21 protein-coding genes, 1 pseudogene and 1 riboswitch are annotated in these 18,625 nt (G+C 66.1%); of the genes and pseudogenes, 11 read left to right on the top strand and 11 right to left on the bottom strand.

Annotated features, from left to right (window positions below; genetic code table 11):
* Nucleotides 1-767: 767 nt before the first annotated feature.
* Nucleotides 768-2,972 carry a Mu transposase C-terminal domain-containing protein gene (locus OG884_RS07405; protein ID WP_326643473.1) on the bottom strand — a complete coding sequence of 735 codons (2,205 nt, stop codon included), beginning with the start codon at nt 2,970-2,972 and terminating at the stop codon, nt 768-770.
* The gene (locus OG884_RS07400) at nt 2,965-3,714 is read right to left on the bottom strand and encodes a TnsA-like heteromeric transposase endonuclease subunit (protein WP_326643471.1); all 750 of its coding nucleotides are present in this window, start codon (nt 3,712-3,714) and stop codon (nt 2,965-2,967) included. Before OG884_RS07400 ends, OG884_RS07405 begins: the two co-directional genes overlap by 8 nt.
* Before the next feature lie 176 nt (nt 3,715-3,890).
* On the opposite strand from OG884_RS07400, the gene OG884_RS07395 reads away from it, so the two are divergent.
* A complete protein-coding gene (locus tag OG884_RS07395) occupies nt 3,891-4,142 on the top strand; it encodes a type II toxin-antitoxin system Phd/YefM family antitoxin (RefSeq protein ID WP_326643469.1) in 252 nt (83 codons plus the stop codon).
* On the top strand, nt 4,142-4,564 hold the full coding sequence (locus tag OG884_RS07390) for a type II toxin-antitoxin system VapC family toxin (protein WP_326643467.1): 423 nt from the start codon (nt 4,142-4,144) through the stop codon (nt 4,562-4,564). The genes OG884_RS07395 and OG884_RS07390 overlap by 1 nt, the downstream gene beginning before the upstream one ends.
* A 79-nt stretch (nt 4,565-4,643) precedes the next feature.
* On the opposite strand, the gene OG884_RS07385 is transcribed toward OG884_RS07390, so the two are convergent.
* Complete coding sequence (locus OG884_RS07385) at nt 4,644-5,099, bottom strand: ATP-binding protein (RefSeq protein WP_326643465.1); 456 nt, start codon at nt 5,097-5,099, stop codon at nt 4,644-4,646.
* A 68-nt stretch (nt 5,100-5,167) separates the two neighbouring features.
* On the bottom strand, nt 5,168-5,458 hold the full coding sequence (locus OG884_RS07380) for a hypothetical protein (protein WP_326643463.1): 291 nt from the start codon (nt 5,456-5,458) through the stop codon (nt 5,168-5,170).
* Nucleotides 5,459-5,750: 292 nt separating this feature from the next.
* On the opposite strand from OG884_RS07380, the gene OG884_RS07375 reads away from it, so the two are divergent.
* The 3 genes from OG884_RS07375 (at nt 5,751) to OG884_RS07365 (ending at nt 7,532) form a co-directional block, all read left to right on the top strand.
* Nucleotides 5,751-6,578: a helix-turn-helix domain-containing protein gene (locus tag OG884_RS07375; RefSeq protein ID WP_326643461.1), complete on the top strand. Its 828-nt coding sequence runs from the start codon at nt 5,751-5,753 to the stop codon at nt 6,576-6,578.
* Nucleotides 6,569-6,775, top strand: coding sequence for a DUF397 domain-containing protein (locus tag OG884_RS07370; RefSeq protein ID WP_326643459.1), 207 nt, complete (start codon nt 6,569-6,571; stop codon nt 6,773-6,775). The genes OG884_RS07375 and OG884_RS07370 overlap by 10 nt, the downstream gene beginning before the upstream one ends.
* Nucleotides 6,776-7,079: 304 nt before the next feature.
* On the top strand, nt 7,080-7,532 hold the full coding sequence (locus OG884_RS07365) for an NUDIX domain-containing protein (protein ID WP_326643457.1): 453 nt from the start codon (nt 7,080-7,082) through the stop codon (nt 7,530-7,532).
* Between the two features lie 118 nt (nt 7,533-7,650).
* Here OG884_RS07365 and OG884_RS07360 read toward each other — a convergent pair whose 3' ends face one another.
* Nucleotides 7,651-8,178, bottom strand: a complete 528-nt coding sequence (locus tag OG884_RS07360; RefSeq protein WP_326643455.1) for a GNAT family N-acetyltransferase — start codon at nt 8,176-8,178, stop codon at nt 7,651-7,653.
* Nucleotides 8,179-8,366: 188 nt separating this feature from the next.
* Nucleotides 8,367-9,713, bottom strand: a complete 1,347-nt coding sequence (locus OG884_RS07355; protein ID WP_326643453.1) for an aspartate aminotransferase family protein — start codon at nt 9,711-9,713, stop codon at nt 8,367-8,369.
* Between the two features lie 557 nt (nt 9,714-10,270).
* Between OG884_RS07355 and OG884_RS07350 the strand changes: the two genes are divergently transcribed.
* Nucleotides 10,271-11,182 (top strand): LysR substrate-binding domain-containing protein, encoded by a 912-nt coding sequence (locus tag OG884_RS07350; RefSeq protein WP_326643451.1) that lies wholly within the window; start codon nt 10,271-10,273, stop codon nt 11,180-11,182.
* 161 nt (nt 11,183-11,343) lie between these two features.
* The gene (locus tag OG884_RS07345) at nt 11,344-11,796 is read left to right on the top strand and encodes an NUDIX domain-containing protein (RefSeq protein ID WP_326643450.1); all 453 of its coding nucleotides are present in this window, start codon (nt 11,344-11,346) and stop codon (nt 11,794-11,796) included.
* A 345-nt stretch (nt 11,797-12,141) separates the two neighbouring features.
* Here the strand turns inward: OG884_RS07345 and OG884_RS07340 are convergent, their stop codons facing one another.
* The gene (locus OG884_RS07340) at nt 12,142-13,578 is read right to left on the bottom strand and encodes an ATP-binding protein (protein ID WP_326643448.1); all 1,437 of its coding nucleotides are present in this window, start codon (nt 13,576-13,578) and stop codon (nt 12,142-12,144) included.
* A gap of 106 nt (nt 13,579-13,684) precedes the next feature.
* Here OG884_RS07340 and OG884_RS07335 point away from each other — a divergent pair, with 106 nt between their 5' ends.
* The 3 genes and pseudogenes from OG884_RS07335 to OG884_RS07325 all read left to right on the top strand — a co-directional run bounded on the left by OG884_RS07335 (nt 13,685) and on the right by OG884_RS07325 (nt 15,206).
* Nucleotides 13,685-13,930 carry a hypothetical protein gene (locus OG884_RS07335; RefSeq protein ID WP_326643446.1) on the top strand — a complete coding sequence of 82 codons (246 nt, stop codon included), beginning with the start codon at nt 13,685-13,687 and terminating at the stop codon, nt 13,928-13,930.
* A pseudogene (locus OG884_RS07330) lies at nt 13,903-14,242 on the top strand (carbohydrate ABC transporter permease); the annotation flags it as partial. The gene OG884_RS07335 and the pseudogene OG884_RS07330, both read left to right, overlap by 28 nt.
* 217 nt (nt 14,243-14,459) lie before the next feature.
* Complete coding sequence (locus OG884_RS07325; protein WP_326643444.1) at nt 14,460-15,206, top strand: DUF4253 domain-containing protein; 747 nt, start codon at nt 14,460-14,462, stop codon at nt 15,204-15,206.
* Nucleotides 15,207-15,423: 217 nt separating this feature from the next.
* Nucleotides 15,424-15,575: riboswitch (cyclic di-AMP (ydaO/yuaA leader) on the top strand.
* Between the two features lie 12 nt (nt 15,576-15,587).
* Here the strand turns inward: OG884_RS07325 and OG884_RS07320 are convergent.
* Nucleotides 15,588-15,812: a hypothetical protein gene (locus tag OG884_RS07320; protein ID WP_326643442.1), complete on the bottom strand. Its 225-nt coding sequence runs from the start codon at nt 15,810-15,812 to the stop codon at nt 15,588-15,590.
* On the opposite strand from OG884_RS07320, the gene OG884_RS07315 reads away from it, so the two are divergent.
* Nucleotides 15,811-16,821, top strand: coding sequence for a hypothetical protein (locus OG884_RS07315; RefSeq protein WP_326643440.1), 1,011 nt, complete (start codon nt 15,811-15,813; stop codon nt 16,819-16,821). The genes OG884_RS07320 and OG884_RS07315 overlap by 2 nt on opposite strands.
* A 92-nt stretch (nt 16,822-16,913) precedes the next feature.
* Here the strand turns inward: OG884_RS07315 and OG884_RS07310 are convergent, their stop codons facing one another.
* The 3 genes from OG884_RS07310 to OG884_RS07300 form a co-directional block, all read right to left on the bottom strand.
* Entirely contained in the window at nt 16,914-17,285 is a 372-nt protein-coding gene (locus tag OG884_RS07310; RefSeq protein ID WP_326643438.1) for a hypothetical protein, read from the bottom strand.
* A 12-nt stretch (nt 17,286-17,297) separates the two neighbouring features.
* Complete coding sequence (locus OG884_RS07305) at nt 17,298-17,684, bottom strand: roadblock/LC7 domain-containing protein (protein WP_326643437.1); 387 nt, start codon at nt 17,682-17,684, stop codon at nt 17,298-17,300.
* Nucleotides 17,685-17,745: 61 nt separating this feature from the next.
* Nucleotides 17,746-18,624 carry a hypothetical protein gene (locus tag OG884_RS07300; protein WP_326643436.1) on the bottom strand — a complete coding sequence of 293 codons (879 nt, stop codon included), beginning with the start codon at nt 18,622-18,624 and terminating at the stop codon, nt 17,746-17,748.
* Between the last annotated feature and the right edge of the window lies 1 nt (nt 18,625).

Raw genomic sequence — 18,625 nt, 5'->3', positions numbered from 1 at the left:
CGCGGAGCTATGGACAGGGGCAGCCTCCGCGCGTTCTTCTTCATGGAGAGGAAAGGTGAGTACATCACTTTCTCCATGGACAAGAAAGACGAGTACCTCAGGCTCATCAACTTCAAGAGCAAGCTCGCCGTCTCCTCGGCGGGCGCCGACAACTCCGTGGTCCAGACGAAGGCGGCCCTGACGCGGGATTCCGGGCTGATCAAGATGGTGCCCGTCAAAATGGTCGGCACCGCCGACACCGGCCTGAGGGACGCGAAGGCCGCGTTCCACAAGGCCGGCATCGATCTGGAGGACGCGCGCGCGGGGCGTAACAAGGCGTCGGTGCTGCAACGCGACCTGGCCACCAGGCAGGTCGAGCTGGATACGGCGCGCAACGACCTCGCCCTGAAGACCGGCGCCGCCCAGGGCGCGACCGATCTGACAGTGGCCATGCCGCTGCTCGTCCTGGATCGCACCGGGCTGAGCTGCGCCGGCGCCCTGCTGGCCTTCGCCCGATGCACCGACGCGCCCGTCCTGCTGGACAGCGCCACCGGCAACGTGGTGCTGTACTTCCACGGTGTCAACGACCAGTTCTTCGCCGCCTACCTCGACACCTTCGTGATCCCCTCGACCCAGGAACTACCCGTCGACGGCAGCGCGGTCCTGTTCACGGCCCGCGACGCGGGCCTCGACCTGGGCGCGCTCACGATCACGGTGAGCGATGGCGACGCGCCGGTGCGACCTGACCATCTCCGGCGGCCGGGAGGGCGAGACCTGGCGCTCGCTGCTCACCGGGCCAGGTCCTCCTGGTCGTCAGCGAAGGGATCGAAGAGTCCGAATCCGACGACTGTGCCCTGTAACGGCTCGTCCTCGTCGCTTTCGTCGGCGTCCCGATCGGTCATCTGGGCCGCCCGCGCTCGCTGGACTTTCCGGTTGGCGGGGTGTCCGGCGGCCGATGACTCTGCGGTTGTTACGGATTCCGCATCGGCCTGCTCAGTGATCTCATCGGCTGCGACGCTGCTGGCCGTGAGCGTGGGCAGCAGGTCAGGCGGCAGGTGATTGCGGACCGCCGCGACGGCCCGGGTGCGAGCCAAGGCCCGCTCAGTCGGATCGGGGCCCTGCCCAGCCCGCCGAAGCAACGCGGCCAGCACCACCGCGACGGCGGTCTCGTTGGTGGCGTCCACCCCGCGCTGCGCAGCGATCTTGCGGGCGTGCCTCCAGGTGAAGTCGGCGAAGGGCTGCGCCACCAGGGACGCATGACGCCACGGCGCCATGATCCACCCGCCCCGGTAGTGGTTGCGAATCCAGACCCGGGTGACGTCGTAGGGGTCGTAATGAACCTCCCACCGACCGCCCTTGGCCGTGATCGGCGATGGGTAGTGGCTGTAGGCGCGCAGCTCGGGGCAGGTGTAGGTGTGGTAGTCGATCTGCACTCCGCCATCCCCAATCGCCCGCCACTCCGCCGGCAGCAACTCGATGTAGTCCTCACCCGACAACGCGATCGGGATGTAGCCCGCAGCCGTGACCAGGGCAGCGTATGCGTCGTTGGGGGAGGCGGGCTGGTCAGGGGTGAATGGGTGGCGCAAGCCTTCATGTGGTCGCGACTGCCACCCGGCCACAACCCACTCGTCCAGCTGTTCCTGCAGGTCAGGTAGTGACCACACTGCTCGCTCATCGACATCGGCGCCGCGGTGGGTGACGTCTCGGCCGGTGTAGCCGGCCACGTGCTGGCAGAACAGGGTGTTGATCGACTCGAACGTCCGCTCCATGATCGCCTTGTCGGTGCCGGTCTGCTGATGGGCAGGCTGCACCGAGATGCCGAGGGTGTCGCAGGCACGTAGGAACACCTCCGACACGAACACCCTGCCGTGGTCGATCACCACGGTGTCAGCCGCTATGACCGGCTTGGCCGCCGCCAGCTCCAGTCGCGTGTCGATGCTCACCAGCCGCTGATGGGGGATCCTGGATGCCTTCATCGCCAGTGCTTCATCCCAGCCTGGCCGCATCGGCTCCGGCGTCATCATCCGCGCCAGGAGCAACGCCGCGTCCACCGCCTTCGCACCGACCGGGCGTAACACCGCGGCGCAGATGGTCCGGGTGGCGACATCAACTGCGGCGACCAGCTCGGGACGGCCGATCACCCCATCGTCCATCACCGCCATCACATCCAGCAAAGTGCCGTCCATCTGGACCTGCTCGCCGGGCCGGGACGCGGTGGTCGCGGTAAACGCGCCCTCAGGGCGGTTGGCCATCTGGCGGCGGGTGGTCGCCGACCCGAAGGTGTGCTTCCCAGCCGACAGCACATCCAGCAGCTTGTAAAAGGTCGTCTTCCCCGGCAATGGCACTGTCCCGGGCCCATACTCCTCTTCCAGACCCTGCTTGATCTGGCTGATCACCCTGCCCTTAGTGCCCGTCGACGTGCTGGTCTGCGCGTCGATCACCCGGGCCGCGGCCTCGACCACACGAGCGTCCACGTTCCCGGTCGGCTTGGCCCGCCGTGCGTATCGGGTGTCGACCAGCCCCCATAACCCCTGATCACGGTAGCGAGCACGCATCCGCCGGACCGTCCGGACACTCGCCTTCGTGCCCGCCCTGCACAACTCCTCTGCCTTGGCGCGCTCCCGCTCGACCAGAGAATGCAGCACCGGGTCGTACTCCGGACGAGGCTGTGTTCCCTCGGGTGCGCCCAGCGGGAGCCCGGTCTCCACCTCCACCAGATGCCGCTCCCACTCCCGGGCAGCCGTCAGCACCTGTTCTGGCAAGGTGGCCAACAACCCCAGCGGCGGCACCCGCGCCACGCGCCCGTCGCCCTGACCTCCCCCGCCCAAGACGGCGAAGTCCGGCGCAGCCTGCAGATACGGCGCCAGCACCACACTGGCCTCGTTCGCCGTCGACAACAACCGCACCGCGTTGCCGGACAATGCCACCACCTGGTGCTCGACGCCCTCGAACCGCACCCGGTCGCCGATGCGCAGCACCGGCCGGTCAACCACGACGGCCCCCTGCCCCCACGGCCGTCTTCACGATGCTGCGGTCGCTGAGCACCAAAGACAGATCCGCCTCCAGCTCGTGCCGCCACATCAGGTGAAACAGCACCGGCAGCGTCGCGATCGGATCCCCGACCAGCTCGGCCCCGTCCATCAGGGCAAGCGGTTGGGCGAACACCTCACGCAACTGGGCCGCGACCGCCTCATCCATGCACCGCGGATGCCGGTAACCCGCCAACCACCGCTGGTTGGCCACCACCACCCCATTCATCGTGCCCCACACCGCATACCGCCATCCCAGCAGGTCACACGCCTGCTGCGTGGCCTGGAACGCCTCCCGGTCACTCTCACCGATCCGGTCCAGCGGCCGTGAGTCCAGCACCAGCACCCCGCCCCCGGCCACCCGGACGAAGAAATCAGGAGCATGTCTGCGCGGTCGGCCATCGACGCTCCATCGCAGCCAAAACGGCTGTGACGCAACCGCTGTCACCACAGGATCGAAATCGATCGCGATCAGGTGGTCCCGCTCAACCCACGACTCGAACCCAACCAGGCGGCCCATCGTCGCCGACCAGTACCAGCCCGGATAGTTCCGCTGCCCCGCGTATGACGGAAACGACCGGACCGGACGAGCCGCCTCCAGCTTCACCCGGCTCAGCTCCTCCAGCTTCACCGACCGTTCGACGCCGTCCGCATCCACATAGGCCACATCGAACCTGCTGGCCACATCCAGCGCATCCGCACTCACTTAGTCATCGTGGCCACATCTCCGCGAACTGGCCACCTACTTGGCCAGATCTCCTCGGAATCGGCCACATCAACGATGACCTGACACCGGCGATGGCATGATCACGCCGGGCCGCACCCGCGTGATCTCATGCTGGGGCTACCCTGAATCTAGACAGACTAGATAGGAGGACGCCTGTGAGCGGATGGCAGGTTCAGGAGGCGAAACAACGCTTCAGCGAGGTTGTACGGCGTGCGGTGAACGAAGGTCCTCAGGTGGTCACCCGGCATGGGGAAGAGGTGGCCGTCGTCATCGACATCGCCGAATACCGCCGCCTCAACGGTGGCGCTCCGGACTTCAGACAGTTTCTTCTCGCCGATCCTGACTGGGACGACGACGTGGAGTTCCCGCGGAACCAGGACCTTCCCCGGGAAGTCGATTTCGACTGATGGGTATCGGCTACCTACTCGACACGAACGTGGTCTCCGAAGCGCGCAAGCGGAACGGCAGCCCTCAGGTCAAGGACTGGATCGCCGCGGCTCACGGACCCACTCTCTACCTCAGCAGCCTGACGGTCGGTGAGATTCGCTGCGGAGTCGAGCTTCGCCGACGCCGGGACCCCGGCCAGGCAACGGTGCTGGAACGTTGGCTGCACGGCCTTCAGCGGCAGTTCGGTGATCGCATCATCCCCGTCACCGTGGAGGCCGCCGAGGAGTGGGGACGCCTGAACGCCATCCGCCCACTCCCCACGACGAACGGCCTGATCGCCGCGACGGCCCGGGTGAACGGCTGGACCCTGGTCAGCCGGAATATCAAAGACTTCGCCGGCACAGGAGTGTCCGTCGTCAACCCGTTTGACGTGCTGATCTGAGTCCTGCCGGCCTGGGCTCCGATGGTGGCGACGACCTTGGGGTGCCGGTGGCCGACACGGTCGGCATGCGCCGCCCGCCCTAACCCGTGACCTGGAACCAGACCGATCTGCCTGGGCCGTCGTGGTGGAATCCCCACTCGGCGGCGAGCAGGTCGACCAGCCACAGCCCCCGCCCGCCGTCGCCATCGGCCTCCGGTACGTGGACGGCGGGTGTGCTCGTGACGGAGCCGTCGTCGGTGACCTGCACGTGGACCGCCGTGGTGGTGCGGGCCAGGTAGACGGTCACTCGCCCGTCCGTGGTCCGTCCGGAGTCGGAGTGGGCCACCGCGTTGGTGGCCAGCTCGCTCAGCAGGAGCAGCACGTCGTCGAGCAGCGGGGGCGCGATGCGTCCGGCCAGCAGGTCCCGGGCCCAGGCCCGCACCTCCGGCACGGAGGCCACCCGGCCGGGAAAGACCTGCCGCCACGCGCTGTACGGCCCACCCGCCCACGGCATCGCGTCGTGATGCCCGGGAAGTTTGTCTTCTTCCCCTGGCATCGTCGAAGTTCCGTCACCGTGATGTCCGGGGCAGCTGTCCTCTTCCCCCGTTGCCTCCCGCTCGGATCTCAAGCGGTCACCGCCGACATGATCATGTCGGCCGCGTTGTCGGCCTCCGCCCAGACCCATTCCCCGCGCTGCCACAGCCGTGCCCACCAGGGCCGCCAGACGAACGCCCAGCCGCAGTAGCGCCGGACGACCGTGATCCTGACCAGTGCCGTGCCCGTCGCCGACCGGATCTCCAGAATCGGCTGCCCGGCCACCGGCAGGACCAGCGAGGTGCACACTCCGAGGCCGTGCAGATCCCAGCCGAGCCGGGTCAAATGCGCAAATCGCTCGCGCTGTTCGGTGGCCGGCACGCTTTTGTCCCCGGAATGCCGGCGGCGAGCATTACCGAGGCGTGAAAGGTCGCTGTTCTGATCGTTCATCGCTCGTTCTCGTCCCTGATTTAAAGGTATGAGGATGCTTTCTTTTCCGTCCTGTCTAATCGATAGGGCGTGTGCTTAGATTGCCCGCATGGCAGGTGGATTCATGGCTGGATTGGCACCCCGGTGGATGCTCTGGAATGTCGGGTGAGAGTTTCCCCATACCAAGGTCTGGAATCGCCGCTATAACCAAAAATCCGTTTTTCTCTATTTCAGGAGGAATGCGATGAGCGACGAGATCCCCCCGGACCCGGGCTCCCCCCGCGCACGCTTCGCCGCCGAGATGCGCCGCCTGCGCGAGGCTGCCCAGCTCTCCCAGAGCGCCGTGGGCAGACGCCTCGGCTGCACCCAGACCCAGGTAAGCCGCCTGGAGAGCGCCAGCCGCACCCCGTCGAAGTCCGACGCCGAGCGCCTCGACGCCCTCTTCGGCACCGACGGCAGCACGTATTTCACGGACCTGCGCGAGTACATCGTGGCCCGCCACGGCACCCCGATCTGGTTCATGAGCTGGGCACAGGAGGTCGAGCCGTTCGCCCTCGTCATGCGCTCGTGGGAACCGCTGCTCATCCCCGGCTTCCTGCAGACCGAGGCGTACGCCCGAGCGATCTTCAAGCATGCCCCTCGGATCACCCCGGAGGAGATAGAGGAGCGGGTTAAGGGTCGGATGTTTCGCAAGAAAATCCTTGATGGGGACAATCCCCCACTTTTTCTGACCCTCATCGACGAAAGTGTGCTGTGCCGTAATGTCGGCGGCCCCGAAGTAATGCGGGAACAGCTCGGCTACTTACTGGAGATCGCCCAGCGCCCCTCCATCTCCATCCAACTCGTTGATCGGCTCTGCCTCTCCGGCGTTCTGGGCGCTTTCATGATCGCAGAACTTCCGGACGGGCAACCGGACGCGATTTATGCGGACTCTTCAGCGGAAGGACAGATTTCGGCCGACCCCAGCGTCGTAACCCCGATATGGAATCGCTATGAAGCGATACGTGGATGGGCTTATCCTGAGCACATGTCCCTCAAAATGATCGAGGAAGCGAGGCAGGAATGGATCTGAGTGTCGCGGTATGGCGGAAGTCGTCGCTCTCCGGAGACAACGGTGCTCAGTGTGTTGAGGTCGCCGCGAATCTGCCCGGTGCTGTCGCGGTTCGTGACAGCAAGGACCCCGACGGCGCCAAGCTGCTCTTCACTCCTGCCGGGTGGCGGGCCTTTGTCAGCGGCATCAAGGTGGGAGACTTCGACCACCTGAGCTGATTGCCGGGATTCACCTATTTTCGGCTATCCATTAATGGGAATAGCGCTTCGTCTCTTTCGTCATTTCGGGCCCCCGATCGGTCAACCGGTCGGGGGTTTTGTGCGTCCAGTAACGGTGTCGGAGTGAGTCCGGATAGAAGTCCGAGAATTCGTGGTTCGCGGCCCCGACAGCCTTTCCTGGAAGCCGGTGGATGTGGGCGGTCACCGCATCAGCGACGACCAAGAGGGGTCGGCCTACGAACGACGCCATGGTGAGCGCGCCGAACGCGGCACTCGACGTGGTGAGCGGCGTTAACCTCGCCGGATGACCGATCTCCAGCACCTCGTCGACGATGCCGACCGTGACGGAATCCAGAAGCTCGTGGTCGGTGCCGTCGTGTATCACGACGATCGGGTGCTGATCCTGCGCCGTTCCTCCGGTGACGACTTCCTGCCCGGCATCGAGGAACTGCCCTCCGGTGGTGTCGATGACGGCGAGGACCTCCGGTCAGCGCTGGCCAGGGAACTGGCCGAGGAGATCGGCTGGAGCGGCCCGCTCATCCTCGACCGGGATTTCGTAGCCGTCTTCGACTACCTGTCCGGTTCAGGGCGCAAGGCCCGCCAGTGCACCGTCGCTCTTTCCGGTAACGCGTGTCCAATCGTCCTGTCCGACGAGCATGAGTCCTACCGGTGGATCACTCTCGACGAACTGTCCGACTCCGACCTAACCGACGAGACCGCCCAGGCCATCCACGACTGGGCTGCGACCCGCCGCTGACCGGGGCCGTAGATAATTCGCGCCGGTCATCCCTTGTCCATCGGCTGATGGGAATCAAACAGCGCCCTTCGGTAAGGCGCTGACGCCGGGGAGTTTGGCGAGAAAACGCATGAGCTGTTTATCGGCGAATCCGGTACAGCACATGCCGACGCAGTGGCCCGTCGGGCACGTCCGGGTGGTCGAAGTCGGCGGCGGGGGCACGGGTCATGCCGATCCGGCGCATCACCGCCTGGGAACGCAGGTTGGTGGTGGTCGTTATCGCGACGATCTCCGGCAGTTCCAGGGTCTCGAAACCGAAGGCCAGGCAGGCCAGGGCGGCCTCGGTGGCGTAGCCGTGGCCCCACGACGAGCGGGTCAGCCGCCAGCCGATCTCCATCCCCGTGAACGGCATGCCCTCATGCGCCGGGGTCAGGCCGGTGAAGCCGATGAACTCACCGGTCTTCAGGACCTCCACCGCCCACCACCCATAGCCTCGCCGGCCGAGGTCGGCCTGGAAGAGCGCGATCGAAGCGGCACTCTGCTCACGCGTCAGCAGGTCCGGGAAGTGTTCCCGAACCTCGGGATCGGCGTTCATCGCCGCCCAGGGGTCCAGGTCGGACTCCCGCCACTGGCGGAGCAGGAGGCGATCGGTACGCAGTTCGGACATACTGCCAAGCTAACGTGATCAAAGTGGGAGGGGCGACCGGTTTTGCCGGTGGACCGTCACCGGCCGTCGGGTCACCGGAGGGAGATCGCCGTTCTTGCCGCGAGGACCGCCGTCGCGGCAATCGACCTGGTATGAAACAGGCCGCCCGGCCTGGGCCGTCCAGGGCGCATCCTGTTTCATGAGTCGGCTCAGGCGTATTGCGGCGCGATCTCGCCTATTGCCTGGTCCAGGATTTCCAGGCCCAGGTCAAGCTCTTCTTCCGAGCTGGTGAGGGGCGGCGCGATGCGGAACGTTCCGCCGATTCCCGGAAGTTGCACGATGTTCATGTGCAGTCCCAGGGCAAGGCAGCGGCGGGTGATCGCGGCCCCCATCTTGTCGGAGCCCTGTTTGGTTTTTCGGTCGAGAACCAATTCGACTCCCTGGAGCAGGCCACGACCGCGCACATCCCCTACATTTTCGTGGCGTTCCTGGATGGCGAGCAGGCCGGCGCGAAGGTGGGCCCCGAGCTTCGCCGCTCTGATGTCCAGCTCGTCACGCTTGAGGACGTCAAGAACGCGGTTTCCGACAGCGGCGACCATCGGATCGGACACGTGGGTCGTGAAGAACAGGAAACCGCGTTCTGCGGCGGTCTGCTCGATCTGGGATGAGGTGACGATCGCGGCCAGCGGAAGACCTGCGCCAAGGGTTTTGGAAAGTGTGAGAATGTCCGGCACCACGCCGTCTCGTTGGAATGCGTACCAAGTGCCCGTCCGGCACAGGCCCGTCTGCGCTTCGTCGAGGATGAGCAGCATTCCGCGCTCCTCGCACTTACGCTTCAACGCGGCAAGATAGCCCAGTGGGAGATCGATGATCCCGCCGGAACTCAACACGGGTTCGACAATGCAGGCCGCCAGACTTCCTGTCGACTGAGCGTCGACGAGCTCGAAGGCGAAATCGAGTTGGCGACGCCAGTCCAAGCCGCCGTCGGCGGTCGTGAAATCGGGACGGTAGGCGTACGGAGTGGGAATGGCGAAATTGCCCGGGGTGGCAGGACCGTAACCCATTCGTCCGGAACTATAGGTGGCGTTCGCCGCAGCCTGTGTCATGCCATGCCAAGAGCGCGAGAACGATACGATTTCGTACTTGCCGGTGACGAGCTTGGCCATCCGAATCGCTGCCTCATTCGCCTCCGCCCCGGTTGTCAGCAGAAGTGTCTTCTCCAGCGGGGCCGGCAGCGACTCCGCCAGGCGGCGGGACAACTCCACGACGGGGCGCGACAGCATTCCGCTGTACAGATGGTCGAGCGTCGCGATCTGCTCGTGCACTGTGGCCACGATCTCCGGATGCGAATGGCCCAGGATGGAACTCATCTGTCCCGACGTGAAGTCAAGGATTTTCCGGCCGCTCTCGGAATAGACGAAACTGCCTTCCGCGCGAACGATGATCTCGGGAACGAACGACGCACCATACCGTATGACGTGTTTATGAACGTCGGTCCAGAATGGTCCGTCGGCCGCTTCGACGGGAGACGGAGAAAAGGGGCGGAAGGAAGTCATGGATAAACGGTATGGCCACGAGTCTGTTCGCGTCCATCGCTACTTTGCAGATGCTCTGTTCGATAGAGGCGTACAGTACGCAGGGCATCACCGGCAGGCCCTGACGTGAACGGCATGGTGCCGGCCGGTGGTGATGCCCCGCACGCGGTCCGCCGTGGCACCCGTCACCTGACCCAGGACCTGGGCACGCACTACGCCCTGATCCCGAAGGATGATCAACATCCCGAAGGGTGATCAACCCGCGCTGTCGGCCGCGGCTCGACGCGCGCCGGCGGACACCGACACCGACTTCGCCGAGTGCACGTACTGAATCTGAAAGCTCGGCGTGACGCGCGATCATGCCGATGACCTGCAGCGATAGATAGCCTTCGTGTAACGTCCACCTTTGATCGTCAGTACGCCGACTGTGATCGTGGCCACAGCCGAACCGAGTCGCGTACCATCCGCCGCCATGGCTACGCCCGACATCGCCCGCGCACCTTGTCGACCCTGTGAAATCGGCCCTCAACGGACCCGGTCGTCAATGTGCCGTAGCCCTGGCACAGTATGTTGTCAAGGTGATACTCAGCCCATGGCGCTTACGACTCCTCGATGCGTTCGAGCGCCTCGGAACTGTTCGCGCCGTCGCCAAAGAACTGAACCTCAGCCCCTCGACGGTCTCGCAGCAGCTGTCGGTTTTGGAAGGGGAGACAAAGACGAAGCTGTTCGAGCGGGAGGGGCGCGTTCTCACACTCACGTACGCAGGCGGAATACTGGTGGCCCGCGCCCGCGATCTGCTCGACCATATGGAGTCCATAGAGATCGAGCTCGCTGAGTTGTCGTCAGACCCAGTCGGGCACCTTCGCATCGGTGGTTTCGCGAGTTCCGTTGTGCCGATCCTCATATCCGCGACGAAAGCGATGGCCGAGAGCCATCCGCGGCTATATGTGGAGCTTCGGGAGATCGAGCCTCACGAGAGCATAGCCGCGCTCCACCGTGGCACATGCGATGTTATCGTCACAGTGGACCAGGAGGACGGATCTCTCATAGATCCAGGTATTCGAAGCATCCCGCTTGCCGTCGATCCGTTCTTTCTCCTCCTCCCGCCGCAGCATCAACTGAGACATCAGGCGAAGATCTCAATCAACGATCTCGCGAAGGAACGTTGGGCGCTCGACTTTCCCGGGACTTATCTCGGCGACCTGGTGCCGGGGCTCTGCCGGAAGGCGCAGTTCGAGCCCATCGTCGCTGGAAGATTCTCAAGTCACAACGTCGTTCTGGGGCATGTGGCGGCCGGACTGTCCATAGCCCTCCTGCCGAAGCTGGCTCTCACCTCGGAATACGATGTCGCAGTTCAACCGTTCGATCAGCTGCCGCCGCGAAAGATCATCGCCGCCGTTCGCCGTGGATCGGCGCGCAGCACCGCGATCACGACGGCCCTGCACGCTCTCAGCGGCGCGGCCACCGATGCGCTCGGTGGCCACGAGTAGGCCGCTTGTAGCTCGGGGACAACCGTCTGTCGGGACGGTCCAGCGCGACGGCCTCAAACTCCCGGGTGGCGCGCTGACCGGTTGAGACCACCGTGCCGCACGGGTCTTTCCCGATACCCTCCAGGCTTCAGGCAGGCGACGATGCGCAGGGGGGATTCACAGTGAAGAAGCTGATCGTCCGGCTTTGGAGGTTGATCAACGGCTCGCTCCAGTGGCGCATCCTCTGGCTTCGGCACGCCAAGTTCACGGTCGGGGTGACCGGGGTCGTGCGTGACACGGACGGCAGGGTCCTCCTGCTGAAGCATCGCTTCTGGCCGGTGGGCAGGCAGTGGGGGCTGCCGACCGGCTGTGCGAACAGCTCGGAGACCTTCGAGGACACGGTCTGCCGCGAGGTGCGGGAGGAGACCGGGCTGAAGGTCCACGTCGGAGAGCTCGTTCAGCTGAAGAGCGGCTACAAGCTGCGCCTGGAGGTGGCCTACGAGGCCGAGTTCGTCGGCGGCACGCTCGAAATCGACGACTTCGAGATTCTGGAGGCGAGATGGTTCGCCCCGGACGACCTACCGGAGGAGATGCAGGAGTCGCACCGCCTGCTCATCCGCCGCGAGCATCTCTAGCCTCCATGCCACGCCTGGCGCCGAGCGATCGTGATCGGGTGATCGGGACCGGGCTGCAGGATGGGCTTTTCGGTCATGGCGAGAACTCCTTTCTTTCAAAGGTAGTCCGCCGGAGCCTCGGACCGCGCTGCCGCCACCGTCGACAAGTGGGGCCCGGCACAGCCAACCCAGGTCCCCCTGCCGTTGACCGACCGGTATCCGGCTCACCTTGTGTACGAGCAGTGGATAGGAGTCCGATGATCGTTTGTCCTGGCCCTGTACTCCGCACATGACTCCGATTGACCAGGGTGATCACCCAGATACAGCTGCTGACCTGAAGCGATGCGGCACGTGCGAAAAACAGGCCTAGCGCTGCCACGCCGCCAGCAGATCTTCCGGTGTCCAGGCCGCGGCCAGTGGAAGTCCCGGTTCGTATCCCGACCTCGACACCGCCACTTTCGGTGTCTCCACGGTCACGCCGGCGACGGCTGCGGAACCCTGGACCAGCGCGTCATAGTCATGGCGGTCGAACGGCCGGGCGTCGAGCCATTTGATCGATCCGACGAAGTGGACCCTGCTCGCGACGGGTTCCCGGTCCGCGCCCACGAGATCAATCTCGGGATTGTTCTGCCGATTCCACCACCCGCCCACAGCCTCGGTGTCCGGCCATGCGTCGTCCGGAAGCATTCTGGCCAGGCAGTCACGTACGAGTGGCTCCACCGCGCGACCTCGCCAGGCTGTCCAGGAACGTTCGATCCGTCGCAACGCCAGATCCGGTCGGCCTCTTTCACTGTCGGCGATGGCCCGCTGCAGGAACGCCAGCCAGAACCGGAGATAGTGGTCGGCCACCCGGTACCGCTTGTTCTTGGTGTCGGGCCGGTCGGAGAGCGGGAGGTCGGTCGCCACCACGCGCTTGGCGATCAGGTTCGCGAGGATCGGCGCCAGGGTGCCGGACGGCAACGGCGCCGCTCCTCCCACATTGGCGGCGATCGTGCTGAAGGTGCGTTCTCCGGTTCCAATGGCCTCCAATACGGTCCGGGTGTAGGTCGCCGACGGAAATTCTCCGAGCAGGGACAACTCGCCGGCGGCGAGAAGAGGTGAAAGCGGGTTGGCAAGACTGTCGCGCAGGAAGTCGATCCTGGACATGCCGCGCTCCCATGAACGGACCACCTCGGGGAAGCCTCCGGTGATGAGCAGCGCGTCCACGGCGTCGGCAGCGGGCAACCCTGTCATGTCGGCGACGTCCTGAAGAGCAAGAGGCCTTAGCGTCATGTGAGCAGCCCGGCCGAAGAAGGGGCGGCCGTACTCCTGTAGGGATTCCATCACCGACAGGTCGCTTCCGACGAGGATCAACAGGATCGGCCGAGCTGAGAGATACCTGTCCCAGGCCGTCTGCAGGGCACCCTCGAACTCCCCGTCCTGTTCGATCAGCCACGGAACCTCGTCAAGAACCACGATGCACGGGGTCTCATCACCCGCGGCCAGCGCCAGCGACCGGAGGGTGTGGTTCCAGTCCTGCGGCGCGGAGCCCTGAAGGAACTCGGCGCCTGCGAGTCCGGAGCAGGCGACGGTCTCGGCGAAGTCATTACGTTCCGCAACCGGACTACGACCTCTCGTCGCCTGGAAGACGACATACGGCAGGCCAGAACGATCACAGAACTCCTGCACCAGGCGCGACTTGCCCACTCGCCTGCGGCCAGTGATGATCACTGCCCGGCCTCGCGTCCCTCCCCTGCCCTCTGTCGCGAGCCGCAACTGCGCGTCGAGTTGATCGAGATCGAAGGCCCTGCCGGTAAACTCCATCGATCCTACCTTAGTAATAATCAATCTTACTTAGATGAAGTCTACATTGATGCCACTACCTGGGCGCGGAAGATGAGAAGTCGCGAAGACAGCCGCCACAGCCAGGGTGAACGGCTGGACCCTGGTCAGCCGGAACGTCAAGGACTTCGACGGCACGGGGGTGTCCGTCGTCAACCCGTTCGACCCCGCCCGATGCGGGTCGCGGGGGCGGGCACGCTCCCCGCGCCGCCGCCCGCCGCGGAGTGCCCGCTCCGGTGAGCGGTCAGCGGCTGACCCCGTCGGACGGGCGGAGCAGGTCGAGGTCGGCGCGGCGGGGGAGGCTCTCCCCGGACGCTGGAGGAGGCCGCGATGATCGACGGCGCGAGCCGGCCGGTGATCCTGTGGCGGATCCTCTTTCCCCTCGTCGCGCCGGGACTGGTCGCCACGAGTGTCTTCTCGTTCATCACCGCCTGGAACGACTTCATCTTCCGCCAGGACCTTCATCATCTCGGCCAGGGACAACCAGACGCTGCCCTCGGCCCTGCTGGTCTTCTTCAAGCCCGACGAGAACGACTGGGGCGGCATCATGGCGGCCTCGACGCTGATGACCGTTCCTGTGCTGATCTTCTTCGTGGCCGTCCAGCGCAGGCTGGTGGCCGGGCTGGGCGGGGCGGTGAAGGACTGACACCCGCCAGGCTCCGTTCCCCCTGTACCGATAATTTTTGCCTGGACCAGGGCAGAACTGTCCCTCGGGACGGTTGACAGGCCAAAATTGGTCCGTGGGCAGGATCGGATCGGTAGGAATGAGCGAGTGCGAGCGTGGGAAGCTTCCGCCAGTTCTGGGCCAGTTGTTCGCTGACGGGGCCGACGGAAGCAGCGGAGGTGAGGGCCGGAGGCTCTCGGTGGACCTGCCACCGGGGGACGTGGTGTGGCCCGACCCCGGTTACGCTCAGCTCTCGCTCCGTCGCCGTCCGGCGTTCTGGCTGAGTGAGGTGGCGGTCTCCGGCGAGTACTGGGCACGGCTGCGGTCCCAGCACGAGCACTCCGGCCTGTGGCCGGTGCTGCTGGAGGACTCGGTGCAGCCCTGGTCGGCCGGTCAGATCGCCCCGGACGCCGCCGTCGAGATCGACAACTACCAGGCCGCCGCGTTCATGGCCGAGGTGTGGTCCGACTGGATCGTCAAGGCCCACATCGACCAGCTCGAAATCCTCGACCCCTTCGGAGTCGAATGTCCGGGTCCGGCCCCTTCGGGAAGGCCTGCCGCCGATCCCGGCGTGGTCGCCGACTGGTACGCCGGCCTGGTGGCCGAGCGCAGGACCCCGCTCGGGCTCGTCGCGGTCGAGCGCGGGGCCGACGCTCTCGCCGTCATGGGCTGGCAGGGTGCCCTGAACCACAACGAGTGGATGGTCCCGCTCGCGGCCGTGGTGCGGAGCTGGGAGGACAGGTTCGGGGTGCGGGTGGTCGGCATGGGGTTCAACACCCTCGACCTCAGCGTCGCCGCACCTCCGACGACCTCGGAGCACGCCCTGCACGTCGCCGCGGAGCACTGGACGTTCTGCCCCGACAGCATCATCCAGGGCGCGGGGAGTCTCATCGACTACGCCGAGCAGATCAAGGGCAGGAACGCCTGGTCGTTCTGGTGGGACTGAGCTTGCCCGCCGCGGGTCTCCGGGGTGTGAAACCCGAGATCGGCAAGACGTTCTCGCTGGTAGGGCGGCTGTTGGTGTGACGGGGTCCCCGATGGGGCTTTCTTGGGGGTAGTAGGTAGATCTTCTGGGGTTTTCATGGCATTTGCTTTGCTTTGTCCGATTTCGTGAGTAGTGTCCATGGGTATCGGTTGGCGACCTGCCCTTCACAAGAGGGAGCGGCCGGCCGACGTCGAATCCCACAGGGCCCGCATGGTCCGGGGAACCGGGGAACCATTTTTCCGGGGTGAATCCGCCGCGAACGTGCGGCGGTAGGGCAACTCCACCGCTCGAACCCGTCAGCTAACCCGGTAGACGAGCTGGAGAGGAGATCCCCCTCATGGATCACCGCGTCACCACGTCGGTGCCCGCTCTGCCCGTGCCGACCACCTGAACTTCGTCGCTGACCCCTGTCGCCGCGCCTGAGCGCGGCACCTGGATCGTGCTCCGCGTAGCGATCGACTGATCCTGCCACGCCACTTTTCCGATGAGCGCGTCCCCGCCACTGCACTCCTCCCCATGCGTCGCACGTGGCTGCCCCGTTCCCTCGCGAAAGAGCCTCTTCTTCATGCGTCTTCCTTTTGACCTGCACAAGAACGGCCTGCATAAGAACCTCCCGAAGAACCTCCCGTACAAGAACCGCCTCGCCACCGCCGCTCTGGTCGGTGCCGGCGTGCTCGTCTCCAGCGGTGTGGCCTCCGCGCTGCCCGCCTCCTCCGCCGCTCCCGCCTCCGTCGCCGCTGCCGGTGCCACTGCCTCCGTTGCCTCCCCCGGCGCGGACACCGTGGTGGCCGCCAACGAGACCGTTCTCCTTGAGGGCTCGACCAGGGCCTCCTACTTCTGGGACGACTCCTCGGGCCGGGCCGGTGACACCGGCCTGCCGGCCAGTGGCAAGCCGATGCAGAAGGGCATGATCGCCAGCCCGAGCTGGCCCCTGTTCACCGAGGGCTATGTCATCTACAAGGGCAAGAAGGCCAAGTTCTTCGTCGGTGACCGCGGTCCCGGCGTGCCCTCCAACCGGGGCATCATGATCGACATTGATGCCAAGACCTTCGCCGACCTGACCGACGGCCGGTTCAACTCCGCCACGCTGGGTGTGGACGGCAACGGCGGCATGGGCCACATCGACATCAAGTACGTGGTCACCAAGTGGGGCGACGGCGTGGGCAAGAAGAACCACCCCGTGGCGTTCGCCACCGGTGCCTGGCGCTACCGGGACGCGAACCCGGCGAAGCCTCCGCAGACGGTCCTGGTCAAGGCCGAGCAGTCCAAGAAGTCTGTGAAGACCCAGCAGGTGATCCAGACGTTCGCCAAGCCCAAGATCATGTCCGAGCCGCTCACCGCACCTGAGGCGAGCATCGCCGCCAAGCCGGTCGCCCTGTCCGGCGCCGACGCCAAGGCCGCCGAGCAGGGTGTCCGGGACCTGGGCGCCGCCGCCCCGGTGGCGGCCGTCACCTCGGCCGGTCCGTCCGCCGGCACGGCCGCCGGCCTGGCCCTGGCGGGAGTGCTCGCCGCGGGTGGTGCCACCTACCTGGTCGCCGGCCGTCTCCGCGGTAGGGCGGGCGCCGAGGAGAGCTGAGGTCCGGCACGATCTCCGGCTTTCCTTCGCCGACGCGATCCGATGAGATCCTCCTGCGGCCCGTGCCCCCCGGGGCACGGGCCGCAGGAGGATCAGACCTCGAGCCGCTCCTCGATGCCGCGCAGGATGTGCCGTGCGAGCGCGAGGTTGGCCCGGTTCCGGTCGAGGGCCATGTAGATGAACAGGCCTTTGCCGCTCCGGCCGGAGAGCGGGCGGATCACGTGGTATTGCGTGCCGAGCGTGATGAGGATGTCCTCGATGCCGTCCTTGAGGCCGAGCGACTCCATGGTCCGCATCTTGGCCTTGACGACCTCGGTGTTACCCGCGGCCGCCACCTGGAGGTCGAGATCCTTGGAACCGCCGAGCGCGCCCAGCGCCATCCCGCTGTTGTAGTCCACGATCACCGCGCCGATGGCACCGTCGATCGCCATCATCTCCTTGAGAGAGATGTCCATGTTGCCCATGTCTGCCTCCGATCACTGAGTTATCGATATCCGTGAGGTGATGGCGGCCAATCTGGCCGCCGTCTTGCGACCCTCCAGCCTGAGCAGCCCGAGGTTGGTCCCCGGGCGTGCCAGAACCGTGAGGACGATCTTGGGGCCGGCGGCGTAGCAGGCCGCGTAGCCGTTGGTGCCGGAGATCAGCGTCTCCTCGAAGGCGCCCTTGCCGGCCATGCCGGTCATCCGGCGGCTGAGGGCCAGCAGCGCGGAGGAGAGCGCGCCGGTCTGCTCGGTGGAGGTGCCGTCGCCCAGATCACTGGCCAGGGTCAGACCGTCGACGCTGCACGCGATGCTCCCGTCCACGTCGGGTATCCGCTCCCGCAACAGCGCCATCTCGCGGTGTATCTCCTCACGCAGTTCCACCGACACCCTCCTTCCGATCAGCTTCAGCGTCCGCAGCCTTATCGGCGGCATCGAACCAGGCTCAAGTCAGTGCCTCCAATGCGTTCCTGAGCCGGATGAGCAGGTTGACGTCGGTCGGGTCCCCGGTGGCTCCGGGAAGCGACGCAGGCGTCGCCAGGGAGCCCGTTCCGGCTGCCGGGATCTCCGTGGCCCCCCTCGTCCGCCTCGGCAGCGGGTCCTGCGTGGCGGGTGCGGCGGCCGCGTCGGGTTCCGGGATGCGCAGCAGCCCACGGGAGGCGAGCTGCCGTACGGCGAGCAGCACCGAGTACGCCGGGCGGCCCAGCTTGCGCGCCAGGTCGGCCGGGGGCGCCGTGGAGTCGGCGCCGACCAGCACCTCCCACTGCAGTGAGCTCAGCACCACCCGCTGGGCGGTGATCCGCCTTCGCGGGACGACCGGGAGCGTGTCCAGCTCCGCGGACGGCCAGGTCTGTTCCAACTGCGCCTTCCTCCGCTTGCACTCCCGGAGCAGGCCGGCCGCGTCGAAGTACCACTGCGGTCCGAGCCAGTGCCGCTCTCCCCGCCGGAACCTGGGCCGGTGCCCGGTTGCCTCCAACAGGAAGTAGCTGGCGTCGAGCACCGTGCTCAGCACGCAGAACTCCAGCTCACCCCTGGTGAGCAGGCCCTGTGCGAGGAGCCGGTCGCCTCCGAGGATCTGCGGGGCGGCGACCGGCGGCTCGCCGCCCCGCAGATCCTCGGAGGCGACCTGCCTGGCCTGTCGCAGGGCATGGGCGGAGATCCCGCGGCAGGCCGCCAGCAGGTCCTCCAGCCGGGGGGCGGACGCGCTCTCGGCGTAGGTCACGCGGCCGTCGGTGAGATAGATGACGCCCGCCTTACCGAGGCGGAGCGAGCCGGTGGCGCGATCACCGGCGAGCCCACTGAGGATGATCTCGATGCTTGGCACG

This window comes from Streptosporangium sp. NBC_01755 (genome assembly GCF_035917995.1).
In the GTDB taxonomy this organism is placed as follows: Bacteria; Actinomycetota; Actinomycetes; order Streptosporangiales; family Streptosporangiaceae; genus Streptosporangium.
This window is presented reverse-complemented; position numbering and strand designations above follow the sequence as displayed.